Here is a 25,000-nt window from a genome sequence, read left to right as displayed (position 1 = left end):
TGCATCGGGCTTGGCGGTGGGACACACATCGTAGCGCGGTTTAGGCGCCGGCGGTCGCCAACCCGGCAAGCAGGTGTTCAATGCGCAGCAACTCTCCGAGCGACCACGCCTGAAACGGGGTGCCGGCGGGCGCGTGCGGCGCATCGCCGTCGGCGATTTCGGAGAGATGGTCGAGACCGGCGTGGTCGAGATGCGCGTAGAGCGGATCGAGAAAGCGCGTTTTCGCCTGCATGCGGGCATCCGCCGCGCCGCCGTTGACTCGCAGCCACGCTTCGACGAACGGACCGAGCAGCCACGGCCACACGGTTCCTTGATGATAGGCGCCATCGCGCTCTAGTGGAGACCCGCCGTAATGTCCACGATAGGCAGGATCGGACGGAGCGAGCGTCCTCAGTCCTAGCGGCGTAAGCAATTGCGCTTCGACCTGATCGAGCACCGCGCGCGCCACCGCGCCGTCGAGCAAGGGAAACGGCAGGCCGCCCAGAGCAAAGATCTGATTGGGCCGGATCGCCCGATCTATCGCGCCTTTTACGTGGTCGACGTCCACGTTGTCGAACAGCGCTTGCGTGGACGGATCGACAAAGCGTTCATGAAACGCTTGCAACGCCCGCTCGGCGACCGGCTGCCATTGCGGATTCCAGGTTGCTGCAATGCGCAACGCGTTGATCCAAAGTGCTTGCACCTCGACCGGTTTGCCGATGCGCGGCGTGACCACCCAGTCGCCGACTTTCGCATCCATCCACGTGAGTTGCACGCCGCGTGTGCCGGCGCTCAGCAGGCCATCGTCGGCCGACGCCTGGATGTTGAAGCGCGTGCCCTTCGTATAACCCGTGAGGATGGCTTCGCATGCCTGTTGCAGGCGCTGCTGCGTTGCAGCGCTCGCGTGACGCGTGGCCAGATAATCGTGCACGGCGACGATGAACCACAACGATGCGTCGACGGAGTTGTATTCCGGTGTATCGCCATAGTCGGGAAAGCGATTCGGCAACATGCCTTCCGACAACGTGCCCGACCATTCGAGCAGGATCGCTTCGGCGTCGTCGAGGCGGCCCGAGGCGATCAGCAAGCCGCGCATCGCGATGAAGGTGTCGCGGCCCCAGTCGGTGAACCACGGAAAGCCCGCGAGGATCGTGCGGCCTTCGTTGCGCGACACGACATATGCGTCGGCGGAGCGCTGCAACCGCGAGCCGAGCGCGTCGCGGCGCTGTTGTTCGATGCGTGCGAGTTCTGTTGCGCGGATGGCCGCCGCTTTTGCGGTTGCCGGTTGCGTCACGCTAGTAGCGCCTGATGCGCTGAGAATCATCACCGCTTCACCATCGGCGAGATTTAAGCTGAACACGCCGGGCGTCGCGAGATCCTCGCTGAAGTCGAGGCCGCGCTCCCGCTCGCGGAGGTAGCAGAAGTTGCGATACCAGTCGGGCGCATGCGTGTAGACGCCGTTGGTCGCGGCATGGATCACCGGCAAGTCGCCGTATGGTTGCCAATCTACGCTGGCCTGGTCGCTGCTTGTCTGCGCGTTGAAGTTGAACGCGGCGTTCTCATGGTGCAGCGCGTGGTAGTCGCGGCCCGACAGCAGCGGCCTGACTTTCAACGTGAGCGCGTTCGTTTCGGAATCGACTCCCGCACCCTCCTCCAGCCGCCAACGCAAAACCGTTTCGCGAGTCGCTTTGCTGACGAACACCTCAGCAGTCAATACAGCACTCGCACCGATCTGAACGCGCCATGTTGGCCACGGCTTCGTATCGAACGAGACAAGACTCGTGGTCAGGTCCGGATAGACAACGTCCGGCACGTATCGCTGCATGCTCAACGGATAACGCGCGCCGTTGTTCGCTTCGAGCCACGCCTCCACACCGTTCACGAGCACCACGCGACCGCCTGGCGCGCGTGTCGCGGTAAGCAGCAGCGCGTGATAGCGGCGCGTGCGCAGCGTGCCCACGGTTCCTGACGCGAATCCGCCGAAGCCGTCCGCTTCCAGCCATTCGTCTTCGAGACGCGTCATGTCGAAAGGTCGTTCGATGTGTGTCATGAACTCACCGGTTAGGCAAAGCCATTCATCTTTAGTGCGCCTGAATGTCAGCCATGAGGCGCCGCGGTGACCATTCTCCTACTTATCACTTTCCACTTCCTTTCGAAAAACCGACTTATCGACGCAACTTTTACCACTCGCAAACGTTTCACAATTATTTCTTGAAAGGGTTGGAGACTGCACCCGCTTTCACGAAACGGGATGCAGACATGAGAAGAAACCAACGCCTCGCGTGTGCCGCTTTGGTTGCACTTACAACTTTAGCGTTGAGCGGTTGTGGTGCGGATGATTCCGCACCGTCGGCAGCCTCTTCAACGCCGGCCGTTGCGAACAACGACGCCGCGCCGAATGCGGCTGCCTCTCTCGCGACGCCAACGCTCAACGCATCTTCGCCGCTCGCAGCCGACCCCGCAGCGGCCTCCGATCCAATCACGCAGAACATGCAAGCCAGTCTCGCCGCGGACAACCAGCAAGTCGCGCCTGTCATGCATTACGCACCCGGCGACAGCGCCAACAGCAACTAACCCGATTCCACCGGCGCGCGTGGCGCGCTATTCTTCCTCCCCGCAGAAGGTGATATTCGATGACATCAAATAGCCGTCGCCGTTTCCTGCAGACCGTGGCTTCATCCGCCGGCGCTGCTGCCGCGCTGACCGCGCTGCCCGAGTCGATTCGCAATGCGCTCGCCGTTCCCGCGTTTTCGCGCACCGGCACGATTCGCGATGTCGAGCACATCGTCGTGTTCATGCAGGAGAACCGCTCGTTCGACCACTACTTCGGCCACATGCGCGGCGTGCGTGGCTACAACGACCGCTTCCCGATTCCGCTGCCGAACGGCAAGCCGGTGTGGTACCAACCGTCGAAGGAAGATCCGACCCAGCCGGTCCTGCCGTTCCATCTGAACACGGCGACCACCAGTGCGCAATGCGTCGGCGATCTGGATCACTCCTGGTACAAGACCCACGCCGCAATCGACGGCGGCCGCTACGACCAGTGGCCCGCCAACAAGACCGACATGACGATGGGCTATCACCTGCGCAGCGACATTCCGTTCCACTACGCGCTGGCCGATGCATTCACCGTCTGCGACGCCTACTTCTGCTCGCTGCCGGGACCGACGCACCCGAACCGCTCGTATCTGATGACCGGCATGGTCGATCCGAGCGGCACGCTGGGCGGACCGCTCCTCGACAACAACGATTTCGTCGACGGCGACGGTCCGCCGAATTATCAGTTGCTCTCGTGGACCACGTACCCGGAGCGTCTGCAAAACGCGGGCATTTCGTGGCAGGTGTACCAGCAGGGCCTGACCGGCGCCGATCCGTTGAACGGCAACTACGGCACCAACATCCTGCAGAACTTCACGAACTTCATCAACGCGCAGCCGGGTTCGCCGTTGTACGAGCGTGCGCAAACCGTGCGCACCATCGACGACCTGAAGGCCGATGTGCTCGCCAACAAGCTGCCGCAAGTGTCGTGGCTGTGTCCGCCGGCCGCGTACTCGGAACACCCGAGCTATACGCCCGCATACGGCGCGGAGTACACCTCACAGATTCTGGATGCGTTGACGTCGAATCCCGAAGTGTGGAGCAAGACCGTGCTGTTCATCATGTACGACGAGAACGACGGCTTCTTCGATCACCTCGTGCCGCCGCAACCGGCGACGACCGGCGCGCAAGGCAAGTCGACGGTCAGCACCGAAGGCGAAATTCACAACGTGGTGAATCCGGCGCGCGGCGGCAGCTACACCGCCGACGGCCTGCCGTATGGCCTCGGCCCGCGCGTGCCGATGACGATCGTGTCGCCGTGGAGCAAGGGCGGCTTTGTCTGCTCGCAGGTGTTCGATCACACGTCGGTGATTCGCTTCATTGAAGCACGCTTTGGCGTGTACGAGCCGAACATCACGGCATGGCGCCGCGCGGTGTGCGGCGACCTGACCACGGCTTTCGACTTCCGCACGCCGGATTCGAAAGTGCCGCCGCTGCCGGACACGAGCAACTACAAGAGCATCGCCGATAACCAATGCGCCACGCAGCCAAAGCCGACTGTTCCCGCGACGCCGGGCGCCATCGATCCGCAGGAAAGCGGCATTCGTTTCGCGCGCGCGCTGCCGTATGAGTTGCATGTGAACGGCCAGGCCAACGAGAAGAAAAATACGTTCGAGATCGCGATCGGCAACACCGGCGACCAGGGCGCACATTTCTACATGTACGCGACGAATCGCACGGATGGTCCGTGGCGTTACACCGTTGAAGCCGGCAAGTCGATCAACGAGACTTTCGATCTCACGATGACCAACGGCGTGTACAGCTTCGAAGTGTTCGGGCCGAACGGTTTCGTGCGCAAGTTCGCCGGCAACACGCAGCAGGCGACAGCGCAGAACGCGCAGATCGCAGCAGGCCACGGCAAGAACAAAGCGTCCGAGCCGGAAGTGAAGGTGCAATACGACGCCGCGAACGGCAACGTGTTCCTGAAGTTCAGCAACAAGGGCAGCGGCATTGCGCGCTTGACCGTGACGGACAACGCGTACGGTGCGCGTCCGCGTCCGGTGCTGGTGCCGGCGGGCGCGCATATCGAAGAAGCGTGGGTGCTGGCGTCGAGCCATCACTGGTACGACTTGACGGTGACGAGTAATGACGACGCAAGCTTCTCGCGCCGTGTTGCGGGTCACGTCGAGAACGGGCGGCCGAGCATTAGCGATCCAGCGGCGGTGGCGCCGGTGTTGGTGGTGAATTAAGGGCGCCTCGAGGTGAATGGGCTTCGGTCAACGCAGGCATGCTTGATCGAAGCCCAGCGCCGCTGTGTGGTCATGCGTGACGTCCTGCACGAAAGGGCGGATAGCGTTACAGTCAGTGCTCCCCACTTCCTGCCGATCGGCACATCATGGACCGTAACGCATTCACCGAAAGCCTGACGAAAGAAGGCTTCCCCGACGCCGTGGTTGTCACGCGCGAGGCGAACGTCGAGATGGACGTTCATGAGCATCCATTCGAAGCCCGCGCCCTGATCCTGGAAGGCGAACTGAGCATCCGCGTGGACGACGAAGAGCGGGCGTATCGCGTCGGCGACGTCTTCCATTTGCCGGCGAACAAACCGCACTCGGAGCGCTATGGTCCGAACGGCGTAACGTATCTGGTGGGAAGAAAGCAGTAAGGCGCGGCCTTCATAAGAAACGTCAAGCCCCCAGCAAAACCCCGGTTCTGAAAGGCCGCGTGCCCGTCACACGACCGAGCGGCGCGCCAGCCGTTACGAAACGAATCGCGCGTCGCATGTAAAACACGCCTTCGGTTTTGCTGGCGATCGTGGTCGTCTCGTCGGTGAGCGGATCGACGATATCGAACAGCGCTTGTCCGGCGCGAATCGTGTCGCCGATCTTCGCGCGGTGAATCAGAATCCCGCTGACAGGTGCGTAAAACTGCTCACTGCCGGCGAGCGGCGTCGCTGGCGATAGTAGCTCCGGCAGCGGCTTGGCATCGAGCTTGATCGCCTTGCGCCACACAAGATAATCGACGAGCGCGTCCGCATCTTCCTGCGCGACTTCATAGGATACGTCGCGCTGTCCGCGGCATTCCACGGTCACGGCAATCGCACCGTTCGGCACCGGCTTGTCGGCCGGCAACTCCTGCTGCAATGTCCACCACAACAGGCTGTGCGTTTCATCGAACGATTCGCCACCTGAATTGGTGGCCAGCAACGACGCCTGCGCGCCGAGATAGCGCGACAACGGTTCGAACTCCGGCCACGCGGCCTCGCTGGTGTAGAGATGCATGGCCGCTTCGAGCGAACAATGCAGATCGATAATCACGTCCGCATCGAACGAGAGCTTCAGCAACGCCAGTTGCAGCGATTCGAACTCGGTCAACGGTTTCTGATCGGCCAATTCTTCGGCAATCAATTGCCGCACCAGTCGCACGTTTTCGGTTGCATCCGAGCCCAGCGTTTCTTTCGCACGCGCGACCAGCTTCGAGAACTGCAGAAAGTGACGATTGAAATTCTTCCCACTACCCAGATCGAAACGGCCGAGAAACTGGCCGAGCACGTATTGCCCGAGCCCGACCGGATTCGCCACCGGCACCAGCACGATTTGCGCGTTCAGCGCGCCCTGCTTTTCCAGTTCGAGCAATCGACGTTTGAGCAGAACGGTCGTCAACATCGCAGGGGTTTCATCGGCATGCAGCGACGACTGGATATAAATCTTCTGCCCACTATTCACCGGGCCGAAATGAAACGACACCAGTTCGCGGTGCGTGCCGATAGCCGGCGAGAGAAGCGGAATCGATTGCCTGTTCATGAGCGGGAGTCTGTAAAGAGAAGTCGGAAAATCAATTGCCGTACGGATCGAAGTCGAAGTACTTCTTCGCGATCTGAGCGTACGTGCCGTCCTTGAGCATTGAGGCGATTGCCGCGTTGATGGAGGCCTGCACCGCCGTTTCATCCTTGCGCAAGCCGATGCCCACGCCGCGATCGCCCATTGAAAGCGGTTCGCCGACAAACGCAAAACCCTTCCCCGCCGGCGTGCGCAGGAAACCGATGTCCGCTTCCACGGAGCCGAGCAATGCGCCGTCCAGGCGCCCGTTCTGCAAGTCGGCGAACACTTCGTCCTGACTCTTGTACGCCACCACATGCGCGCCGAGCGGCGCCCAGTTCTTCAGCGCATAGCCCTCGAACTGCGTGCCCGACTGCACACCGATCTGCTTGCCGGCCAGTGCGTTCGTGCCGCCCGCGAGCGCCGAACCTTGCCGCGCGATCAGCCGCGATTTGAACTGGAAGAGCTTCGACGAAAACAGAATCTGCTGCTCGCGCTTCTCCGTGATCGCCATCGACGAAAGGATCGCGTCGATCTTGCGCGCCTGCAGCGCCGGAATCATCCCGGAGAATTCGAGTTCAACCCACTGGCAGCGCGCGTGGATGCGCTTGCAGATTTCGTTGCCGAGATCGACGTCGAAACCTTTGAAACTGCCGTCGGGCGCCTTGGCGTCCATCGGTGGATAGCTCGGGTCGATACCGAGGCGCAGCGTGGTGGGCTCGACGGCGAACGCGCTGGTGCTGAACGCCAGCGCGGCGCTCAACGCGGTGCTCAATGCAGCACCCAGGATTGTCAGCGGAATTTTCATGGGAGACGGAGTGTGGGTGGGCGAATGACGACGGAGCTATCCTAAGCCGCGTCCGCGCCTCAAAGAAGTCCCGTTCGGACTATCATGATCACTTTTACCGATCACTGCACTGGCGATCCCTCATGGCATTGACGATTTCCCAGCTTCGCGCGTTCACGGCCGTGGCCGAGCATGGCAGCATCCGCGCGGCTTCGCGGGCGCTCGGCATCGCGCAGAGCGGCATCACGCAGCAGTTGCAGAATCTCGAATCGATGCTCGGCGCGACCCTGTTCATTCGCACGAACCGCGGCATTGCGCTGACGGCCCTTGGCCAGCGGTTGTTGCAGCGCGCGGGCGCGATCATCGGCGAATGCGAACGCGCGGAGCAGGAAGTGCAGCAACTGCGCGGCGACTACGTCGGCGAGGTGACGTTCGGCATGACGACCGAACCGTTGATCGATGCCTTTGCACCGGTGCTGATGGAATTTCGCACGCGCTTCGAGCGGGTCGCGGTGCATCTGCGCACCGGCACGTCGCGCATGATGATTTCGTGGATTCGCGAAGGCACGTTGGATTTCGCGGTGGCGCTGGTGTCGAAGCACACGGACACTGCCGATCTCTCGGTCACGCCGCTGTATCCGTCCGATCCGGTGATCGTCTGCCGTCAGGGGCATCCGAAGGCCGGTGCGACCTCACTGGCCGAACTCGTCGATTGCACGTGGGTCGCCACACGCTCGCCGAATCTTACGGACGATCCGCAAATCAGCCGCCTGAACCATCTGTTCGAAAGCCATGGCTTGCCGTCGCCGAAAATCGTCGCGACGGTTGAAGGCCTGTACGAAACGCTGCATCTGGTGAGCGCGACGGATTGCCTGTCGCTCGAAGCGTCGATCGTGGTGAAGCGCGGACCGTTTGCGAGCACGCTCACCGCTATTCCGGTGCGCGAGCGCGCGGTCGAACAGAACGTTTGCCTGCTGCAGCGCGCGGCCATTCCGCTTACGCCCGCCGCGCAGGAACTCGCGACCATGATCGCTTCGTACACGCGCACGGTGCGGGCGCGTTGAAGCGGTGTTGCCGCGGCGCTGAAATCAGGCCGCCGTTTCTTCGAGCGCGAGCAACTCGTCGATAGTCTGGCGCCGGCGGATCAACCGCGGCTTGCCATGATCGAGCAACACCTCGGGCGCAAGCGGGCGGCTGTTGTAGTTCGAGGACATCGACGCGCCATACGCGCCTGCATCGTGAAACACGATGAAGTCGCCCACTTCAGGCGTGTGTATTGAGCGGTTCGTGATGACGCCGCTTTCGGCTTGCGTGAAGACATCGCCGGCTTCGCAGAGCGGCCCGGCCACCGCGAATGAATCGATTGGCGCTTCGCTTAACGCGCCGTCGCGCCTCAACACCGTCATCTCATGATGACTGCCGTAAAAAGACGGCCGCACGAGGTCGTTGAATCCGGCATCGAGCAAAGCAAACTGCTGCGCGGGACGTCGATTCAACGCGTGAACTTCGGCGACGAGCACGCCTGATTGCGCGACCAGAAAGCGCCCCGGCTCGATTTCCAGCCTCACGCGATGCCCGACATGCGTTTCGATCTGCCGGCGCGCCGCATCCCAGAGGCGGAAGTAATGCGCGACATCGATATCGGGCTCGCCTTCGCGATACGGCACCGACAAGCCACCGCCGGCGGAAATCGCTTCGATATCGTGGCCCAGGCCCTTCACGGCTTCGACCATCGCCTCGCAGACACGCGACAGATGTCCATAGTCGACGCCCGAACCGATATGCATGTGCAACCCGACCAGCTTGAGGCGATAACGCCGGACCAGCTCGACCGCTCGCGGCACATCGTCGAGCCAGATGCCGTGCTTGCTATGCTCGCCGCCCGTGTTGGTCTTGTTGCTATGCCCATGCCCGAAGCCCGGATTGATCCGCAGCCACACGCGATGACCTTCGGGCGCATGCCGTCCTATCTGTTCGAGCATATCGAGCGATCCGGCATTGACCGTGATGCGATGCTCGATCACGGTGGCGAGCGTCGCGTGATCGATCAGATCGGCGGTGAACACGACGCCTTCTGGATCGCCGTCCGGCTTGAAGCCCGCCGCTAGACTGCGTTTGATTTCGCCCAGAGAGACCGCGTCGACCATCGCCCCTTCGTCGCGCATCAGTTTGAGGATATGCAGATTCGAACAGGCCTTCTGCGCATAGCGAATCACGTCGAAGCTGCGCAATTCGGCAATGCGCCGGCGGATTGTGTCTGCGTCGTAGACCCACAGCGGCGTGCCGTGCTCGTGAGCGAGTTCGACGAGTTGTTGCGGATTGAATGGCATCACGGTCCCGTCTCTTTTCATGTCGAAGCATTGGTATGAGCGACATGATGCTGAAAACGCGTCATTCAGTAAAATACCAATTCTTGGCACGTCCATTCATTCCTGATATACGCAATCATGGCGCTCACGCATCGGCATATCGAAGTCTTCCGCGCATTGATGACCGCGGGCAGCGTCACCAAAGCGGCCGAACTGCTGTTCACCTCGCAGCCCACGGTCAGCCGCGAACTGGCGCGCATGGAGCAGAGCATCGGCTTTGCCCTGTTCGAACGCACGAATGGCCGGCTGCGTCCCACGCTGTCCGCGCTCATCTTGTTCGACGAGATCAAGCGCGCGTATGTCGGGCTCGAACGCGTGGCGTCTACCGCCGCGAGTCTGCGCGAATTCCAGGGCGGCCAGCTTTCCGTCATCGCGTTACCCGCGTTTTCACATTCGATCTTGCCGGGCGCGGCGAAGCGCTTTCACGACTCGCAACCGGGCGCGAGTCTGTCGATCGCGACGCAGGAGTCGCCGTTTCTGGAGGAATGGCTGACCGCCCAGCGCTACGACCTCGGCCTCGCCGAACACGGCGCACCGCCGGCGGGTACGCGTCTGACGCCGTTGCTCGAAGTGGATGAAGTGTGCGTGCTGCCCGACGGCCATCCATTGCTCGGCAAGCGTGTGATCGCACTGAAGGATTTCGCCAATCAACCGTTCATCAGCCTGTCGTCGAACGATCCATACCGCATTCAGATCGACGAGACCTTCGCGCAAGCGGGAATCGCGCGCCGCCAGATCGTCGAAACGCCTACCGCGGTGTCCGTGTGCAGCTTCGTACGGCAAGGGCTTGGCCTCGCGATCGTCAATCCGCTGACAGCGCTCGATTTCGTGGGACGCCATCTGCATATCCGGCCGCTCGCCGTATCGCTGCCGTTTCGCGTGAGTGTGATTCAACCGGAGCATCGTCCGGGGCACCCGCTGGCTGGCGAGTTCGTTGGAGCGCTGCAAAGCGAAGCCGCCGCGCTGCGGCTACAATTGAAATCCCACACCGGACGCAAGCAGCAGTGACGGCTTTTGTTCGCGAATCAACGCGCGCCAGCCATTGCCGGCATCCACCACCGAAAAGTCCGGGCACGCTTCAAGCTAAGCACAGCAGCACACCGATTGCGGACGCGAACCGCGCACAGCGCCTTCGCGCCGCATGAGTTTTCACATGTCGTAGACCATCAACAGGAGTTTCCCAAATGATGAATCGAGACAATCCCGTCTGGCTGATCACAGGATGTTCCACCGGCTTTGGCCGCGAATTGGCAAAGCTGGTGCTCGAGCGCGGCTGGCGCGCGGTGGTCACCGCACGCGATCCATCGAAAGTGAAAGATATCGCCGAAGCGCACGGCGATCGCGCACTGGTTCTGCCACTCGACGTGACGAACCCCAAGCAGATCAACGACGTGGTGACGCAAGCAAAGCAGCGTTTCGGCCGCATCGACGCGCTCGTCAACAATGCGGGTTATGGCTATCTTGCGGCGATCGAGGAAGGCGAGGACGAAGAAGTCCGCGCCATGTTCGAAACCAATGTGTTCGGCCTGATCGATATCACGAAGGCGGTCTTGCCGATCATGCGCGAGCAGCATAGCGGTTTGATCGTCAACGTTTCGTCGATCGGCGGCATTGCGAGTTTCGCGGCGACCGGCTATTACCACGCCACCAAATACGCGGTGGAAGGTCTATCCGAATCGCTGGCAGCTGAGGTGAAACCGCTCGGCATCGACGTGCTGATCGTCGAACCAGGGCCGTTCCGCACGAACTGGGCGGGTCCGTCGATCAAACAATCGGCCACGGTAATCGACGACTACGCGGCCACGGCCGGTGAGCGCCGCAAGCAGACCGAGGCGCGCAGCGGCAAGCAGGCGGGCGACCCGGTACGAGCCGCGCAGGCCATTATCGACGCCGCGCTGTCGGACACGCCGCCGCTGCGCCTGCTGCTCGGCAAGATGGCGCTTGAACTGGCGCGTAAGAAGCTGGACTTCATGCGCGGCGATTTCGACGCGTGGGAAGCCACCACCGTGGGCGCGGATTTTCCGGAAGGCGCGGGTTGATGTTTAAGCGTACGTCGTGCGTTGGCCGGGCTTAGAACTCGACCAGCGCGAAATCTTCCTTACCCACGTCGCAAAGCGGACACCGCCAGTCGGCCGGCACGTCCGCCCAGCGCGTGCCTGGTGCGATGCCCTCTTCCGGCAATCCTGCGGCTTCGTCGTAGACCCAGCCGCAGATCACGCAGACCCACTGCTTGAAATCGTCCGCCGAAGCCGCGGACTCAGCCGCCTGCGGCGCATCGGCCGCGTACGACGCAGGCGTTTCATCGAGGCTCACCACCAAGGGCGCGGCGGTGCCCACGCCGGTCTCTGCGAGACGCGCCTGCAGGCTCTCCAGCAGTCGCTGCGCTTCGGCCTGCGTCAGATCGATCCAGTAGGGATCGCCCGCGCCGTCGTTGAGCCGCTCGGAGGAAAACTGGATTTCTACGGCTACGCCCTTCTTGTACATGGCAAATCGGAATTTCGATGAAGCCGGCAACGCGCCCCGCAAGGCGCCTGCCTTGAGGCGTGCCGGCATGGGACGGAAACGTCGCGCAGAGGCTTCTGCGTGGGGATCAGACGAACTGGTTCAGCACGATCGCGGCGATCAGGCCGGCGGCACCGATGAGGCCCAGCAATTGCAGCAGCGTGAGGGATTTACGGGAAGCGGTAGGGATTTGTTGCGTAGTCACGGGCTATTCTTGAAGATCGGAAAAAGCGAAATGGTACACGGGTCCGCGGCCGACGCATGTCGAATAGCGCAAACCGCCGTGCATTAGCTGCCATTATCGCTGCTCGATCCCCCCAGGATTCCCTACCGTCCGGAGATGGATTAATTCCCCTCGAAGGGGAAAGATCAGCTCTTCGCCAACGGGCTGCCGTGGCGCGAGTCCCAGAAGCGGATCACGGCCGTGTCGCCCGTGCCGGCGCCCACTACCTGATCCGGCGCGCCGTTTTCGCGCAGCAACGCGCGCAGATCGTTGATGACCGGGAACACCTCGTGATTCCAGTCCGCGCCTTGCGAATCGTGCGCGCGCTGTTCGGCTTCGACGATCTCGCGGTCTTCCTTGAAAATGCGCTCGGTGAACCACACCAGCAGCGGCCAGGCGAGATTCAACACGCCGGGAATGCCCGGTTTGCGAATCGACAGCAGCCCGAATGTGCGGTTGGTGCGCTGCTCGCGATCGAGCGGCACGTAGATGATCCACAGATTCATCACCAGCGTCTGCTCGGACGTGCGGATCTGCAGCGTCTGATACGGATACTCGGTGCGGATCGTCATCACGTCTTTATCGTTGTCGCCGCCGGTTTTACGGCTCTGGCCGAACACGATCGCTTCGCCGATCGGCTGCTGGCCGGCCATGCGCGCGAACGTGTAATCGACTTCGACCCAGCCCTCGCCGCGCCGCCGGCCGAGCGAACGCGCCCGCATCTGCCCCATCTGCTTGCGATGCAGAAACTGATGGTTCATGTCCATCAGGTTCTCGTGCATGAACGAGTAATGGCAATTCACCGCGCGGCCGAAGCGGCGCGTCTTGTATTTCGGATCCGAGACCGACGCGAGGTCGGGCAGCGGCCGTTGTTCGGCCAGCGCGGCGTCGCCGGGGAAAACGAAAATCAGGCCTTCGATCTCGCGGCACGGATAGGAGCGCACGCCGTTCGGCAGACGCTCGCGGCCCAGGTACGGCACGTCGATGCACTTGCCCGAGCAGTCGTAAGTCCAGCCATGATAGCCGCAGCGGATCGATTCCCCATCCACCACGCCCTGATGCAACGGCACCTGCCGATGCGCGCAGCGGTCCTCCAGCGCGAACACCTTGCCGGACTCCGTGCGCGCCAGCACGATCGGATCGCCCGCGAACGTCACACCGTGCGTCTTGCCCCGCTTCACCTCGTGCGACCACGCGAGCGGATACCAGTAATCAGGGTGAATGCCGACGCGGCGCAGATCGCGCACTGGTGCGTCGTTGGCGGCCTGGCCCGGCGCGTGAGCCGGTTTCTGCGATGCGGCCTGGGCAGGCGACGCATCGACGGTTATATCGACGGTGTCTTGTTCTAGCGGGGGCACAGCATGCATAGGTGGGTCTCCGTGCACGGGCGGATAGAAGGTTGCGCCCTGCAAATTGCGGGCGGCATCGTCGCCAGTCTACTAGAACCCAACGCTGTATGGGTTTGGGGACCGTGCAACCACCCACTGCGGCGCCTGCCCGGCCCACGCCCGCTGGAGGCGATGCGGTGCGCGTCAGCTCTCGTCGTGCGCCACCAGTCCCGAGCGGCGCTGCACGCCCCACGACCGGCCGCCGCGCAGGAAATGCAGCCAGCCGAGCGCGGCGCCCACATGCCGCACCAGCTGAAACGTGAACGGCTCGGCGACCGCCGCGAGCATCGCCATCCACAAACCGGAGCCCGTGCGCTCGCCGGTCCAGCGCCGGTACAGATGGATGCTCCACAAATAGAACGCGAGGTCGATCGCCGTTTTGATCCCGATCACACTGAAGATCGACACGACGATCGCGCCATGTCCGCCGAACACAAAGGCGAGCAGCAGCGCGAACGCGGTGAGGCCGTAGATCGGCTGCATGGTGTCGATTGCCTTGACCGGCAGCATCAGCATGCCGAGCATGCCGTAGCGCGGATTGCCGGTCATGTCGCGGTTCCAGTACTGCGTCTGCAGAAAGCCCGCGAACCAGCGGCGGCGTTGACGCAGAAAGCTGGCGAGATTGTCCGGAGCATCGGTGCGGGCATGCGCCTCACCGACCACGCGCACGTCCCAGCCGAGGTCGTGGTCGACCGAATAGCGGCGCAGCCGGTGAATCAGCTCGTAGTCTTCGACCAGACACTGCGGATCGAAGCCGCCCACGTCGACCAGCGCGTCGCGCTTGAACGAAGCGAAGGCGCCGGAAATCAGCAGCAGACTGTCCGCACGCATCCACGCGAAACGGGCGATAAAGTTGCGCATGTACTCGTAAGTCTGGAACCACTGGAACACGCGCCCCGACAACGACTTGCCGCACACCGGCACCAGAATGCCCGCCGCGGCGACCAGCTTCGGCTCGCTTGCGAAAGCGGCGCGCATGGCGTAGGTGGCGTCGTCGTCGAGCAGGGTGTCGGCGTCGACCGTCATGACGGTTTCCGTGGTTATCACGGTGATTGCCGCATTCAGCGCGCGGGCCTTGCCGCCGTGCGGCACACGCAGCCAGAACAGATTGGGATACAGCGCGCTCGGCGCGCTCAGCACGCCGTCGGCGGCTGCGGTGAGGCCGAAGCGTTCGGTGAGCAGCTCGTGTGTCGCGTCGGTGGAACCATCGTCGGCAATCACGATTTGTGCCGGCCCATGCGTTTGCCGCAGCAGCGCGGCGATCGTTACCGGCAGCACCGTCGCTTCGTTATGCGACGCGACGATCACGCCCATGCTCGGCAAGCTGCGCCGCTCGAAGTCCGGCTCGAGCGGCGGCGCACGCCGCATCAACGGCAAGGTTTTCCACGTGACGAACGCCAGCAGCAACGTGTCGTACACCACGTACGCGATACCCGTCGACCATGCCAGCGCGCCCTGCAGAAAGAAAGCGCGCGCGAACAGCAGCAGCCACAGCACGACCACACTCAGATGAATCAGCGTGCTCAACGGCGTCGTGCGACGCGGCACGACGCGCGGCGAAGCGAGAGCGAGAGCCTGTTCCAGGGTTTTCTTCAAAATGACTGCCGGGTTTGTCGATGTTGCGGTTGATAGGTGAAAGCGGCGCTCACGGCACCATGCGCTTCAGTACCGACTTGCGATCGATCCACTGATGCTTCAACGCGCCGCCTATATGCATTGCCAGCAACGCATAGAGCGCGTAGCCGAGCCAGGTATGCAAGGCGCCGAAGCGATCGTGCAAGGTCTCCTTGAGCGCCGGATCGAGGTTCATCACGTAGCTGATACGCGGCCACGGAAACAGATTGAACAGGTGCATGGGATGCGTGGCCGCGTCTTTCCAGGCGGAATCGTGCAGCCAGCCGGACAGCGGCAGCGCAATCATCAGCAGATAGAGCAGAAAATGCGCGACGTGCGCGGCAATCTTTTCCCACGACGGAAACTCGCGCGGCAACGGCGGCGGCTTGTGCGACACGCGCCACAAGATGCGCATGAGCGCGAGACCGAGCACCGTGATGCCGATCGACTTGTGGGTGTCGACCACCGGGCGCACCCAGTCGTCCGGCAACGAATCCGCGCTCAGGCCGAGCACGACGTTGCCGATCATCAGCAGCGCGATGAGCCAGTGCAGCACCATGGCTGTGCGGGTGTAGCGCGACGGCACGGGCGTGCCGGTCGAATCGGTCAAAGAGTCGGCGTGCGTGTTCATGTTTATTCCGTCCGCAGCGGCATGGCTGCGAAAGATGTTTGAAAATCCGGCGAGGCAGTAGCACATCCCGATGCGCCGCAGTATAGGCAAACGCCCCAGTGTGACGCTTTATTCCGCTGGGCGCTTAAAACTGTGTTTCAGATTATTTCGTGCACGTGGGTTGAGCGACGCCGTTGCACCTTGGATGTGCGCCGACTCATGAGCTACGGCCGTTGGTTGCATGCGCATCATGTCAGTGGCGATGCCAGGCGGGGCGGTTGCGGCAACGAGCGAACGACGAGCGGAATGCCATTGTCGTTGCCGCGGCATACCTCGGGATGCGTCCAAGGTTTGATGCGGGGATCACTGCGCAGTTTCCTGCCGACGCGATAAATCGTCGCGCGGCAGCCGGGAGACGCCCGCGCAATAGCTAGACAAGCGTAAAAACACCGTGAAAGGCAGCCGACGCATCGCGTCACCGCTCGCGCATCAGGGAACCAGCGGACAGCCGTCTAGCGCTTGACGAACCGGTAATGCCCGACGCCCCATTCGTTCCCATGCGCGTAGCCGAACAGCTCGGCTACGGCCATATAGAACATGCGCCATCGTTGTAGCCATACTGCCGCATCGCGCGCGCCGTAGGTGTCGGTGAGCATCGGCATTACCCGGTCACGCGCCGCGTCGAGCGCGGCGAGCCAATGATTCGCCGTGCGCTCGTAATGCGTGCCGCTCACCCACCACTGCCGCTCCATGCGCAGATCGTCCTGGAAATTGAGCAGCAGCGCCTCGGACGGCATCGTACCGCCCGTGAAGAAGTATTTCGACATCCAGTCGCTGCCGTCCTGCACCTGGAAGTGGTATGCCAGCGTGCGATGCACGAAGATATGCACGAACAGCTTCGCGTCGTCGTGCATCCAGCGCGCGATTTTCGCGAGCAGCAGGCCGTAGTTTTTCATATGCTCGAACATCTCGATCGAGACTACGCGGTCGAAGCCGCGGCCAAGCTGCGCATTGTCGAATTCGAAATCGACGATGTTGCCCGTCACCACCGAGAGGTTGTGCAGACCCGCCTGCGCCGCGCGCGCTTCGATAAACGCGCGCTGCCCATGCGAGTTCGATAGCGCGACGATCCGCGCATTCGGATAACGCGCCGCCAGCCACAACGACAGCGAACCCCAGCCGCAACCGAGGTCGAGAATCCGCTGACCGTCGGCGAGTTCCGCGCGCTCGGCATAGCGTTCGAGCATGGCCGCTTCGGCTTGCGCGAGCGTCTCCCCGCCGGTCGGATACAGGCAGCACGAGTACTTCAGATGCGGCCCGAGATGCGCGTGGAAGAACGACGCCGGCACCTCGTAATGCTGCGTGTTGGCGGCTTGCGTTTCAATGGCGATGGGACTCGCACGCAGATCGTCGAGCAGACGGTTGAGCCGTTGCGCACGCAACTCGCCGTTATTGGCCGCTTCGTCGCGCAGACGCTGACGCATCAATTGACGCATGCCGAAGCGGATCACGCTGTCCGGCAGCCAGCCGCGCTCGCAGCCTTGAATGAGCCAGCCATCACTGGGTTCGGCAGGCGACGGCGGTAAGCTGTGGTCGGTAGTGGATACGCTCATGAGGGTGACTCCCTGTCGTTATTCTGGACTTTTCGAATGCGCGCGTGCGCCGTGGTCGCGTGTTCAACGCCGCGGCGGCCACGGAATCAGCGTGCTGGTGGTGCGCATGTAATCGGCGTAACCCGGGCGCCGCTTTGCCATGCTTTCTTCGAGCAACGGAATGCCGGAGAGCTTCAGCAACAGAAACGCCATCAGCACCGGCGGCAGCAGCGTGAACCAGGCCCAAGGCGTGCCGACCGACAACGCGATATAAGCGACCCAATGCACGCATTCGAAGAAGTAATTCGGATGCCGCGAGTAACGCCACAAGCCGACGCGGCACACCGCGTCGCGATTGGCCGGATCGGCCTTGAAGCTTTGCAACTGGCGGTCGGCCATGGCTTCACCAGCCACGGAAACGATCCACACCACGACGGCCAGCACGACCCACCCAATAGCCGGCGCCGTGCCGCGGTACGACGGCACCAGAAACGCGATCGAGAGCAGCATCGAAATCACGACTTGCAACTGGAAAAACCAGAACATCCTGCTCGCCGCCTTATCGCCCCATTCTTCGCGGAAGCGGTGATAGCGCGCGTCTTCGGGCTTTCCGGCATTGCGTTTCCACAAATGCGTGCCGAGCCGCACGCCCCAGATCAAACCGCCGAGCGCGGTCAACGCGCGCGTGCCGGCGTCGCCGGTGCCGAGCACCGCGTAGAGCACCGCGACGAGGCCAAGCGAATACGCCCAGACGGGATCGACCATGCCGGCGTTTTCGCTCTTCAACTGCCATGCCCAGACCGCGCTGAAAATCGCGACGAGTCCGATCAGGGCAATTACGGCGGCGGCAAGTGGCGGCATGGTTTCCTCGTTCGATGGCGATGCGGGTTATACGCTGCGGCGGTGGTATCGGATGCGCGCGGCGCGCCCGCTAGTCCTCGTCGCCCGGCGAAGCGAAGCCCGGCTTGCCCAACTGATCCGGCCGCTGCGGCACGCGCCTGAAACGCGATGTGTCGTAGCCCATCGCATCGAGCCGCCCAAGCAAGGCCCGATACGTGTCGTCGCTCATGTCCGGCTCACGCGAAAAAATCCAGCCAAGGTTTTTGCCCGGATAACCGAGAATCGTGTAACGATAGTCAGGGTCGACGTAAAGCGTCAGTTGCGTCACGTGAATGGGCCAGAACAACTGCACGCGCCACTCGCCGCCATCTTTGCCGGGCACGGGCGTGTCGAGAAACTGGTAGTGCTTTTCCTCGGCGTCGAAGCTCTTCTTGCGGCCGTAGTACGAATCGTCGATCTTGCCGTCCTGGCGCAGTGTCCATTCGGCGCGGCTCGCCACCATGTCGCGCTCGGCGAAGTACGGAATGTTCGCGATGATGTACCAGCGGCCCATATAGCGCGGCAAGTCGACGGGCACGGTGGAGAGCGGCTCGCTCGCACGCGGATTGGGATTGGGCGGATCGTTGGAGCAACCCGCGAGCGATAACAGCAGCACCGACGCAACGGCAGTTGCGGCAGCGGTGACAATGGCATAGACAACTCGGCGCATGGCGGCGGCCTCGAACGTGTGGCGGCAATAAACGTATTACGTTCGACAGGGCTTTCTGGATGCGCCCCGGCGCCTATGAATCGATACAGCTGATTCGCGTCGGAACACGCAGCCGCCCCGCAAAGCGTGCTCGACCACCACTTCGCGCACGCTCGACCGGTGCGCTGCTCGGGCCGTGCAGTTCAGGCGCCCGTATTCGCCTAAACTGGACGCTTTCTTCGCTCCACTGGCCGACCTGCTGCCCAGCAACGCCTTACGCCCGACTTACAAACGGTGCGATCCGGTTAGCGCTATCGTGTCTGCAGCGCCTCCTCCCATACGAATTCCCTCATGTCGATCCGCTTAAACGCCCCATTCACCGCCTTGCTTGCCGCCGCCCTGTTCGGCGCGACGACACCGCTCGCCAAAGCGCTGCTCGGCTCGCTCTCGCCGTTCCTGCTTGCCGGACTGTTCTACCTCGGCAGCGGCTGCGGCCTCGCCGCGGTGATACTGGCGCGCCGGCTAAAAGGCGGCGGCGGGCAGCCGGCCGGCCACAGCCGTTTCCCGTCACGCGAAATCCCCTGGCTGGCCGGCGCGATTGCGGCCGGCGGCGTCGCAGGGCCCGCCTTGTTGATGCTGGGTCTGCAAACGACGCCGGCCGCCACCGGTTCGCTGCTGCTGAATCTGGAAGGCGTATTCACCGCATTGATCGCGTGGATCGTGTTTCGCGAGAACGTCGACGTGCAGGTGTTCCTCGGCATGGCCGCGATAGTCGCGGGCGGCGTGGCGCTGGCCTGGCAACCGGGCGCGGCGGGACTGCCGCCGGGCACGCTGCTGCTGGCCGGCGCCTGCGCGTGCTGGGCCGTGGACAACAATCTCACGCGCAAGGTGTCGGCGCACGACGCGATGTTCATCGCCTGCGTAAAAGGACTCGTGGCCGGTTCGGTCAACGTGGCGCTCGCGCTCACCCTCGGCGCCGCCTGGCCGAAGCTCTCGACCGCCGCCCTCGCCATGCTCACCGGCTTTGCCGGCTACGGCGTGAGTCTGGTGCTGTTCGTGGTCGCGCTGCGCAATCTCGGCACCGCGCGTACCGGCGCCTATTTCTCGGTTGCGCCGCTATTCGGCGTGACCCTGTCATGGCTGCTGTGGCCGCAACTGCCGCCGCCGCTCTTCTGGGTTGCCGCCGCGCTGATGACGCTGGGCGTGTGGCTGCACATTCGCGAACGTCATGAACATCCGCACACGCACGATCCGCTCGAGCACTCGCATCGTCACCGGCACGACGCGCATCACCAGCACGAGCATGACTTCGCGTGGGACGGCGACGAGCCGCACACCCATCCGCACCGCCATGCACCCATGACGCACGCGCATGCGCATTTCCCGGACATCCACCACCGGCACACGCATTGATTTTTCGCCCGGCCGCACCGTGCGGGCACTTGCCGCATCGCAAGACAAAAATCTCTGTGAAAAAAAATCAGGCGATAGGCCGATTCAATTGGCATCGGCACGCATCGCATCCTGTAATGAAACTCCTGCTGTCCGTGTACCACCTGTCCATCCTGCCTGCATCTTTGGAGAGATCTATGTCGCAACCCGAGCCTAACGTAGACGAATTAGTGAAAAGCATCGCCGAGGAAACCGACACGCCCGCGGAAACGGTCTCGAAGATGTACGCCGACACCTTGGCCAGCTATCGGCACGATGCGCGTGTATTCGACTACGTGCCGCTCTTTGCCGCGAAAAAAGTACGCAACCAGCTTCGCGACAATTCGAATCGCAAACACTGACACGGCGGCGCGCGGAGACCACCGCCTGTTGAATCGCCTGTTCGCCTCGACCGACTCGCGCGAAATTAACGTACCGCGCACCGATTTTTTTCCCGCTGATAGACTCTCGCCCAGAACATCGACTCGGGGGAGTTGGCATGCGGGTAACAATCGTGGGCGCGGGCATCGCCGGTTTGAGCACGGCGTGGTCGCTCTCGAAACAGGGACATGACATCACGCTGATCGAGCAGGGCTCGATTCCAAATCCACTCGCCGCATCGGGCGACCGGCATCGCATGATTCGTCGCGCATACGGCGATGCAGATGGTTATGCGCGGAACATCGAAGAGGCGTTCGATAGCTGGGACCTGCTGTGGAACGATCTCGGCGTGTCCCATTATGCGAATTGCGGCGTGCTCGGTATTTCGCAATTCGCAGGCGATGGCGCCGAACAGTTCCGCACCGGCCTTGACCGCATGGGATTCGAGTACGAACGGCTCGAGCCGCTCGACGCAGCGGCGCGCTACCCGTTTCTCGATCCAGCCACGTTTCGTTACGCTTACCTTGATCACGACGGCGGTGCGCTTTTCAGCGAACGCATTGCACGCGATATGAAGGCGTGGCTCAAGATGCGCGGCGCCGACATTCGCATGCACACCAAGGTGCACGCGGTCGATCCGAACGCCGCTTCCGTGCAACTCGAAAACGACGAGATCGTGCGCGCCGACCGGCTCGTGGTCACCGCGGGCGCATGGACTGCGCAAATGTTTCCCGCGCTTGCCGAGAACCTGATGACATATCGCAACATCGTCGCGTATCTGGAGCCGCCTGCGGATCTGGAAGACGCGTGGGCGACGGCGCCCGCGATCGTCGATATCGGCGGCGCGAGCGATGGCTATGTGCTGCCGCCGCTCGACGGCATCGGTCTGAAGTTTGGCGCGGGCGTCAACAAGGCGCGCACGCCGGACCCCGAGGCGAATCGTGCTGCGGCGCCCGGTGAAGGCGACCGTTTGCGGCGGCTGTTTTCACCGCCGTTCAGCCGGATCGACGAATATACGGTATCCGAAGTAAAAACCTGCGCGTACACGTTCACAGCGGATAACCGCTTCTTTTCGAAGCGCATCGGCAACACGCTGGTGGTATCGGCGTGCTCCGGACACGGCTACAAATTCGGTGCGGCGGTGGGACGTCGAATCGCGGAGGCGCTGGAGACAAACGACGACGCCACCCTCGCGCGCTGGCTCAGAGCCGAGACGGTCTGAATGGTCGCTTTTTCCCATACGTAACGATGGCTGACGCCAACGCATTGTTCATCCCGCAGCAGGACGGCATCGACGAAACCGCGATGACGCTTGCCGCGCTCGCCTGCATCGACGGCTTTACCGCCTGCTTCAACGCGCGCGATCTCGACGGTATGGACGCGCATTTGCACTTTCCGCACGTCATTCTCTCGGGCGAACAACTGGTGATCTGGGAACGGCCGGGGCAATTGGCCGCCGGTTTCTTCGACGATCTGACGCGCGCTACCAGGTGGCATCACACTGCGTATCAGGAACAGCACGTGGTGCTCGTGAGCCCGCGCAAAGTGCACCTGCGTGTGGTGTATTCGCGCAATCGCGCGGACGGTTCGATCATTACCCAGCATCGCAATGTCTGGATCGTGACGTGGCAGGACGGGCGCTGGGGTATCAAGCAGCGTTCGTACTGAGCGCGGTTTGCTATCCGTTCGCATAGCGGCTGCCGCGGCACCGCACTCCACATTCGACATCGACGGTCCTTCGTCCAATCGTGGCTCCAAATTTCGGCCGTGTCGTGGAGCTAACAATGGTGCGTCGAATTTCTTATGCTGACGGATTGGCAGTCTTCACTCACTAAGGAACCGCACATGTCCGATTCGATTCAGATCCGTCCCGTCGTCCCCGGCGACTTCGACGCATGGCTGCCGCTCTGGGACGCCTACAACGCGTTCTACGGCCGCTCGGGCGAAACCGCGTTGCCGCGCGAGATCACGCAAATCACGTGGGAACGTTTCTTCGACGGCTACGAGCCGATGCATGCGATGGTCGCCGAACGCAACGGCCAGTTGCTCGGCCTCGTGCATTTCCTGTATCACCGCCACACGACCATGAAAGGACCGATCTGCTACCTGCAAGACCTGTACACGCTCGACAGCGAGCGTGGCAAAGGCGTCGGCCGCGCATTGATCGAAGGGGTATATGAGCGCGCCAAAGCCGATGGTTCGCAGCGCGTTTACTGGCAGACGCACGAAACGAATCAGACGGCGATGAAACTCTACGACAAGGTCGCGGACCGCTCAGGCTTCGTGGTGTATCGCAAAGCGTTGTGATGGCGCGCGTCGCCTATTGATGTTCGACCGATCGCGCGGCCACCACGCGTCGCGCATCGTCCAGCCCGATTCTCGCCACCTTCCAGACCCGCGCCGCTCAAGTTTGCGGGCGGTCTGCCGTTATCGCCATTGGACGGAGCTACACGCGGCTCCAAGCGGGTCACTAGCGAAACCTTGGGCGATCTCCTCATGGGGGGGCGCAAACGAATCGGAAACTGTACATGCCTTCGATCATCGGCATCGATCTTGGAACCACGCATAGTCTCGCAGCAATCTGGCGCGACGACCGCGCCGTGCTCATCCCGAACGCGTTAGGCGAAACGCTTACGCCCTCGTGCGTTTCCATCGACGGCGATGGCTCGATTCTTGTCGGCCGTCCTGCTCATGACCGCTTGCATACGCATCCCGAGCGCACCGCCGCCAACTTCAAACGCTACATGGGCACCAGCCGCGCCGTGTCGCTCGGCACGCAAACGCTGCGTCCCGAAGAATTGTCCTCGCTGGTGCTCAAGTCGTTGAAGGCCGATGCCGAAGCGTTTCTCGGCGCAACCGTCAGCGACGCCGTGATCGCCGTACCCGCCTATTTTAGCGACGCGCAACGCAAAGCCACGCGCATCGCCGGTGAACTCGCCGGCCTCAATGTGCTGCGCCTCGTCAATGAACCGACCGCGGCCTCGCTTGCGTATGGCGTGCATCAACGCGACAGCGAGCGCAAGTTTCTGATCTTCGATCTCGGCGGTGGCACTTTCGACGTCTCCGTGCTCGACTTCTTCGAAGGCGTGATGGAAGTGCGCGCCAGCACTGGCGACAATTTTCTGGGCGGTGAAGACTTCACCGACGCATTGGTCGAATTGTTCTGTCAACGCAACGGTCTCAAGCTCCAATCGCTTACGCCGGTTGCCGCGCAACGGCTGCATCAGCAAGCTGAACGCGCGAAACGTCAACTCACGCAGAACGGCATCGACAGCGTCACGCTCGAACTCACGATCGACGACAACCAGCACGTGCTCGAACTCGATGCAGCCGCCGCGGAGCGCACCTGCGAGCATTTGCTGCAACGTCTGCGCAAACCGGTCGAACGCGCATTGCGCGATTCGAAGATCGCCGTCGCCGCGCTCGACGAGATCATCCTGGTGGGCGGTGCGTCACGCATGCCGATGGTCCGCAAGCTGGTCTCGAAGATGTTCGGCCGCCTGCCCGCCGGACATCTGAATCCGGACGAAGTGGTCGCACTCGGCGCGGCGGTGCAGGCCGGCCTCGTCGGGCGCGATGCCGGACTCGATGAAATGGTGCTGACCGATGTCGCGCCCTATAGCCTCGGCATCGACACGGCCATGCAGGTCGGGCCGGCGCAGTTCGTGCCAGGCCACTTCTTGCCGATCATCGAGCGCAATACGATCGTTCCGGTGAGCCGCATGCAGCGCATTTTCACGGTGCGCGACCGTCAGCAGATGTTGAGCATCAAGGTGTTTCAGGGCGAAGCGCGTTTGACCACGGATAACGTCGCGCTCGGAGAATTCACGCTGGAAGTGCCGCTCAAGGCAGCGGGCGATGCGGGCGCGGATGTGCGCTTCACTTACGACATCAACGGCGTGCTGGAAGTGGAAGCGACGGCGTTTCCGGGCGGCGTCAAGCGCGCGATGGTGATCGAAGAAAACCCCGGCGTGATGACGGCCGAAGAAATCCGCCAGCGTCTCGCGGCGTTGAGCGCGTTGAAGATTCACCCACGCGATCAACTCGAGAACCGAACGTTGATGACACGCGCCGACCGAGTCTATGAAGAAACGCTCGGTGACCATCGGCAATATCTGGCGGCGCATATCGCTCGCTTCCAGGCACTGATTGAGCGCCAGGACGCCGACGAAATCGCGCGAGCGCGCGGCGAACTGAGCGCACTGCTGGACCGTTTCGACGTGCATGTGTCTTACTGAGC

At 62.5% G+C, this 25,000-nt stretch carries 22 protein-coding genes; 11 read left to right on the top strand and 11 right to left on the bottom strand.

Features of this window, described 5'->3' with window-relative positions; genetic code table 11:
* Positions 1 to 40: 40 nt before the first annotated feature.
* The gene (locus tag BPHYT_RS35125; protein WP_012428879.1) at positions 41 to 2,029 is read right to left on the bottom strand and encodes an amylo-alpha-1,6-glucosidase; all 1,989 of its coding nucleotides are present in this window, start codon (positions 2,027 to 2,029) and stop codon (positions 41 to 43) included.
* Positions 2,030 to 2,612: 583 nt separating this feature from the next.
* On the opposite strand from BPHYT_RS35125, the gene BPHYT_RS35115 reads away from it, so the two are divergent.
* Positions 2,613 to 4,766, top strand: coding sequence for a phosphocholine-specific phospholipase C (locus BPHYT_RS35115; protein WP_012428878.1), 2,154 nt, complete (start codon positions 2,613 to 2,615; stop codon positions 4,764 to 4,766).
* A gap of 146 nt (positions 4,767 to 4,912) precedes the next feature.
* Positions 4,913 to 5,182 carry a cupin domain-containing protein gene (locus tag BPHYT_RS35110; RefSeq protein WP_012428877.1) on the top strand — a complete coding sequence of 90 codons (270 nt, stop codon included), beginning with the start codon at positions 4,913 to 4,915 and terminating at the stop codon, positions 5,180 to 5,182.
* Between the two features lie 22 nt (positions 5,183 to 5,204).
* On the opposite strand, the gene BPHYT_RS35105 is transcribed toward BPHYT_RS35110, so the two are convergent.
* Both BPHYT_RS35105 and BPHYT_RS35100 read right to left on the bottom strand, forming a co-directional pair.
* Positions 5,205 to 6,320 (bottom strand): succinylglutamate desuccinylase/aspartoacylase family protein, encoded by a 1,116-nt coding sequence (locus BPHYT_RS35105; protein WP_012428876.1) that lies wholly within the window; start codon positions 6,318 to 6,320, stop codon positions 5,205 to 5,207.
* A 31-nt stretch (positions 6,321 to 6,351) separates the two neighbouring features.
* On the bottom strand, positions 6,352 to 7,143 hold the full coding sequence (locus BPHYT_RS35100) for a transporter substrate-binding domain-containing protein (RefSeq protein ID WP_012428875.1): 792 nt from the start codon (positions 7,141 to 7,143) through the stop codon (positions 6,352 to 6,354).
* 122 nt (positions 7,144 to 7,265) lie between these two features.
* Here BPHYT_RS35100 and BPHYT_RS35095 point away from each other — a divergent pair, with 122 nt between their 5' ends.
* On the top strand, positions 7,266 to 8,186 hold the full coding sequence (locus BPHYT_RS35095) for a LysR substrate-binding domain-containing protein (RefSeq protein WP_012428874.1): 921 nt from the start codon (positions 7,266 to 7,268) through the stop codon (positions 8,184 to 8,186).
* Positions 8,187 to 8,210: 24 nt separating this feature from the next.
* Here BPHYT_RS35095 and lysA read toward each other — a convergent pair whose 3' ends face one another.
* Positions 8,211 to 9,452 carry a diaminopimelate decarboxylase gene (lysA, locus tag BPHYT_RS35090; protein ID WP_012428873.1) on the bottom strand — a complete coding sequence of 414 codons (1,242 nt, stop codon included), beginning with the start codon at positions 9,450 to 9,452 and terminating at the stop codon, positions 8,211 to 8,213.
* 117 nt (positions 9,453 to 9,569) lie between these two features.
* Between lysA and BPHYT_RS35085 the strand changes: the two genes are divergently transcribed.
* Positions 9,570 to 10,499, top strand: coding sequence for a LysR family transcriptional regulator (locus BPHYT_RS35085; protein ID WP_012428872.1), 930 nt, complete (start codon positions 9,570 to 9,572; stop codon positions 10,497 to 10,499).
* 176 nt (positions 10,500 to 10,675) lie between these two features.
* Complete coding sequence (locus tag BPHYT_RS35080) at positions 10,676 to 11,530, top strand: oxidoreductase (protein WP_012428871.1); 855 nt, start codon at positions 10,676 to 10,678, stop codon at positions 11,528 to 11,530.
* Positions 11,531 to 11,561: 31 nt separating this feature from the next.
* On the opposite strand, the gene BPHYT_RS39380 is transcribed toward BPHYT_RS35080, so the two are convergent.
* The 7 genes from BPHYT_RS39380 to BPHYT_RS35040 form a co-directional block, all read right to left on the bottom strand.
* Entirely contained in the window at positions 11,562 to 11,975 is a 414-nt protein-coding gene (locus tag BPHYT_RS39380) for a rubredoxin (RefSeq protein ID WP_012428870.1), read from the bottom strand.
* 387 nt (positions 11,976 to 12,362) lie between these two features.
* Positions 12,363 to 13,583, bottom strand: a complete 1,221-nt coding sequence (locus BPHYT_RS35065) for an aromatic ring-hydroxylating oxygenase subunit alpha (RefSeq protein WP_012428869.1) — start codon at positions 13,581 to 13,583, stop codon at positions 12,363 to 12,365.
* 165 nt (positions 13,584 to 13,748) lie between these two features.
* The gene (locus BPHYT_RS35060) at positions 13,749 to 15,200 is read right to left on the bottom strand and encodes a glycosyltransferase family 2 protein (RefSeq protein ID WP_012428868.1); all 1,452 of its coding nucleotides are present in this window, start codon (positions 15,198 to 15,200) and stop codon (positions 13,749 to 13,751) included.
* Between the two features lie 49 nt (positions 15,201 to 15,249).
* Complete coding sequence (locus BPHYT_RS35055; protein ID WP_012428867.1) at positions 15,250 to 15,849, bottom strand: cytochrome b; 600 nt, start codon at positions 15,847 to 15,849, stop codon at positions 15,250 to 15,252.
* A gap of 491 nt (positions 15,850 to 16,340) precedes the next feature.
* Positions 16,341 to 17,441: an SAM-dependent methyltransferase gene (locus BPHYT_RS35050; RefSeq protein WP_012428866.1), complete on the bottom strand. Its 1,101-nt coding sequence runs from the start codon at positions 17,439 to 17,441 to the stop codon at positions 16,341 to 16,343.
* Between the two features lie 63 nt (positions 17,442 to 17,504).
* Positions 17,505 to 18,281, bottom strand: coding sequence for a DUF1295 domain-containing protein (locus tag BPHYT_RS35045; RefSeq protein ID WP_012428865.1), 777 nt, complete (start codon positions 18,279 to 18,281; stop codon positions 17,505 to 17,507).
* Positions 18,282 to 18,351: 70 nt separating this feature from the next.
* The gene (locus tag BPHYT_RS35040) at positions 18,352 to 18,969 is read right to left on the bottom strand and encodes a lipocalin family protein (RefSeq protein WP_012428864.1); all 618 of its coding nucleotides are present in this window, start codon (positions 18,967 to 18,969) and stop codon (positions 18,352 to 18,354) included.
* A gap of 330 nt (positions 18,970 to 19,299) precedes the next feature.
* Here BPHYT_RS35040 and BPHYT_RS35035 point away from each other — a divergent pair, with 330 nt between their 5' ends.
* From BPHYT_RS35035 to BPHYT_RS35010, 6 genes are all read left to right on the top strand, one after another.
* Positions 19,300 to 20,361 (top strand): DMT family transporter, encoded by a 1,062-nt coding sequence (locus tag BPHYT_RS35035; RefSeq protein WP_012428863.1) that lies wholly within the window; start codon positions 19,300 to 19,302, stop codon positions 20,359 to 20,361.
* Between the two features lie 176 nt (positions 20,362 to 20,537).
* Positions 20,538 to 20,741 carry a DUF3562 domain-containing protein gene (locus tag BPHYT_RS35030; RefSeq protein ID WP_012428862.1) on the top strand — a complete coding sequence of 68 codons (204 nt, stop codon included), beginning with the start codon at positions 20,538 to 20,540 and terminating at the stop codon, positions 20,739 to 20,741.
* A gap of 137 nt (positions 20,742 to 20,878) precedes the next feature.
* A complete protein-coding gene (locus BPHYT_RS35025; protein ID WP_012428861.1) occupies positions 20,879 to 21,982 on the top strand; it encodes an NAD(P)/FAD-dependent oxidoreductase in 1,104 nt (367 codons plus the stop codon).
* A 26-nt stretch (positions 21,983 to 22,008) separates the two neighbouring features.
* Positions 22,009 to 22,428, top strand: a complete 420-nt coding sequence (locus BPHYT_RS35020) for a nuclear transport factor 2-like protein (protein ID WP_012428860.1) — start codon at positions 22,009 to 22,011, stop codon at positions 22,426 to 22,428.
* A 177-nt stretch (positions 22,429 to 22,605) separates the two neighbouring features.
* Positions 22,606 to 23,067, top strand: coding sequence for a GNAT family N-acetyltransferase (locus BPHYT_RS35015; RefSeq protein ID WP_012428859.1), 462 nt, complete (start codon positions 22,606 to 22,608; stop codon positions 23,065 to 23,067).
* A 221-nt stretch (positions 23,068 to 23,288) separates the two neighbouring features.
* Positions 23,289 to 24,998 (top strand): molecular chaperone HscC, encoded by a 1,710-nt coding sequence (locus BPHYT_RS35010; protein WP_012428858.1) that lies wholly within the window; start codon positions 23,289 to 23,291, stop codon positions 24,996 to 24,998.
* Positions 24,999 to 25,000 lie beyond the last annotated feature (2 nt).

The sequence above is a fragment of the Paraburkholderia phytofirmans PsJN genome (assembly GCF_000020125.1).
Classification (GTDB): Bacteria; Pseudomonadota; Gammaproteobacteria; order Burkholderiales; family Burkholderiaceae; genus Paraburkholderia; species Paraburkholderia phytofirmans.
The sequence above is the reverse complement of the archived record's forward strand: the minus strand, read 5'-3'. Positions and strand labels throughout refer to the sequence as shown.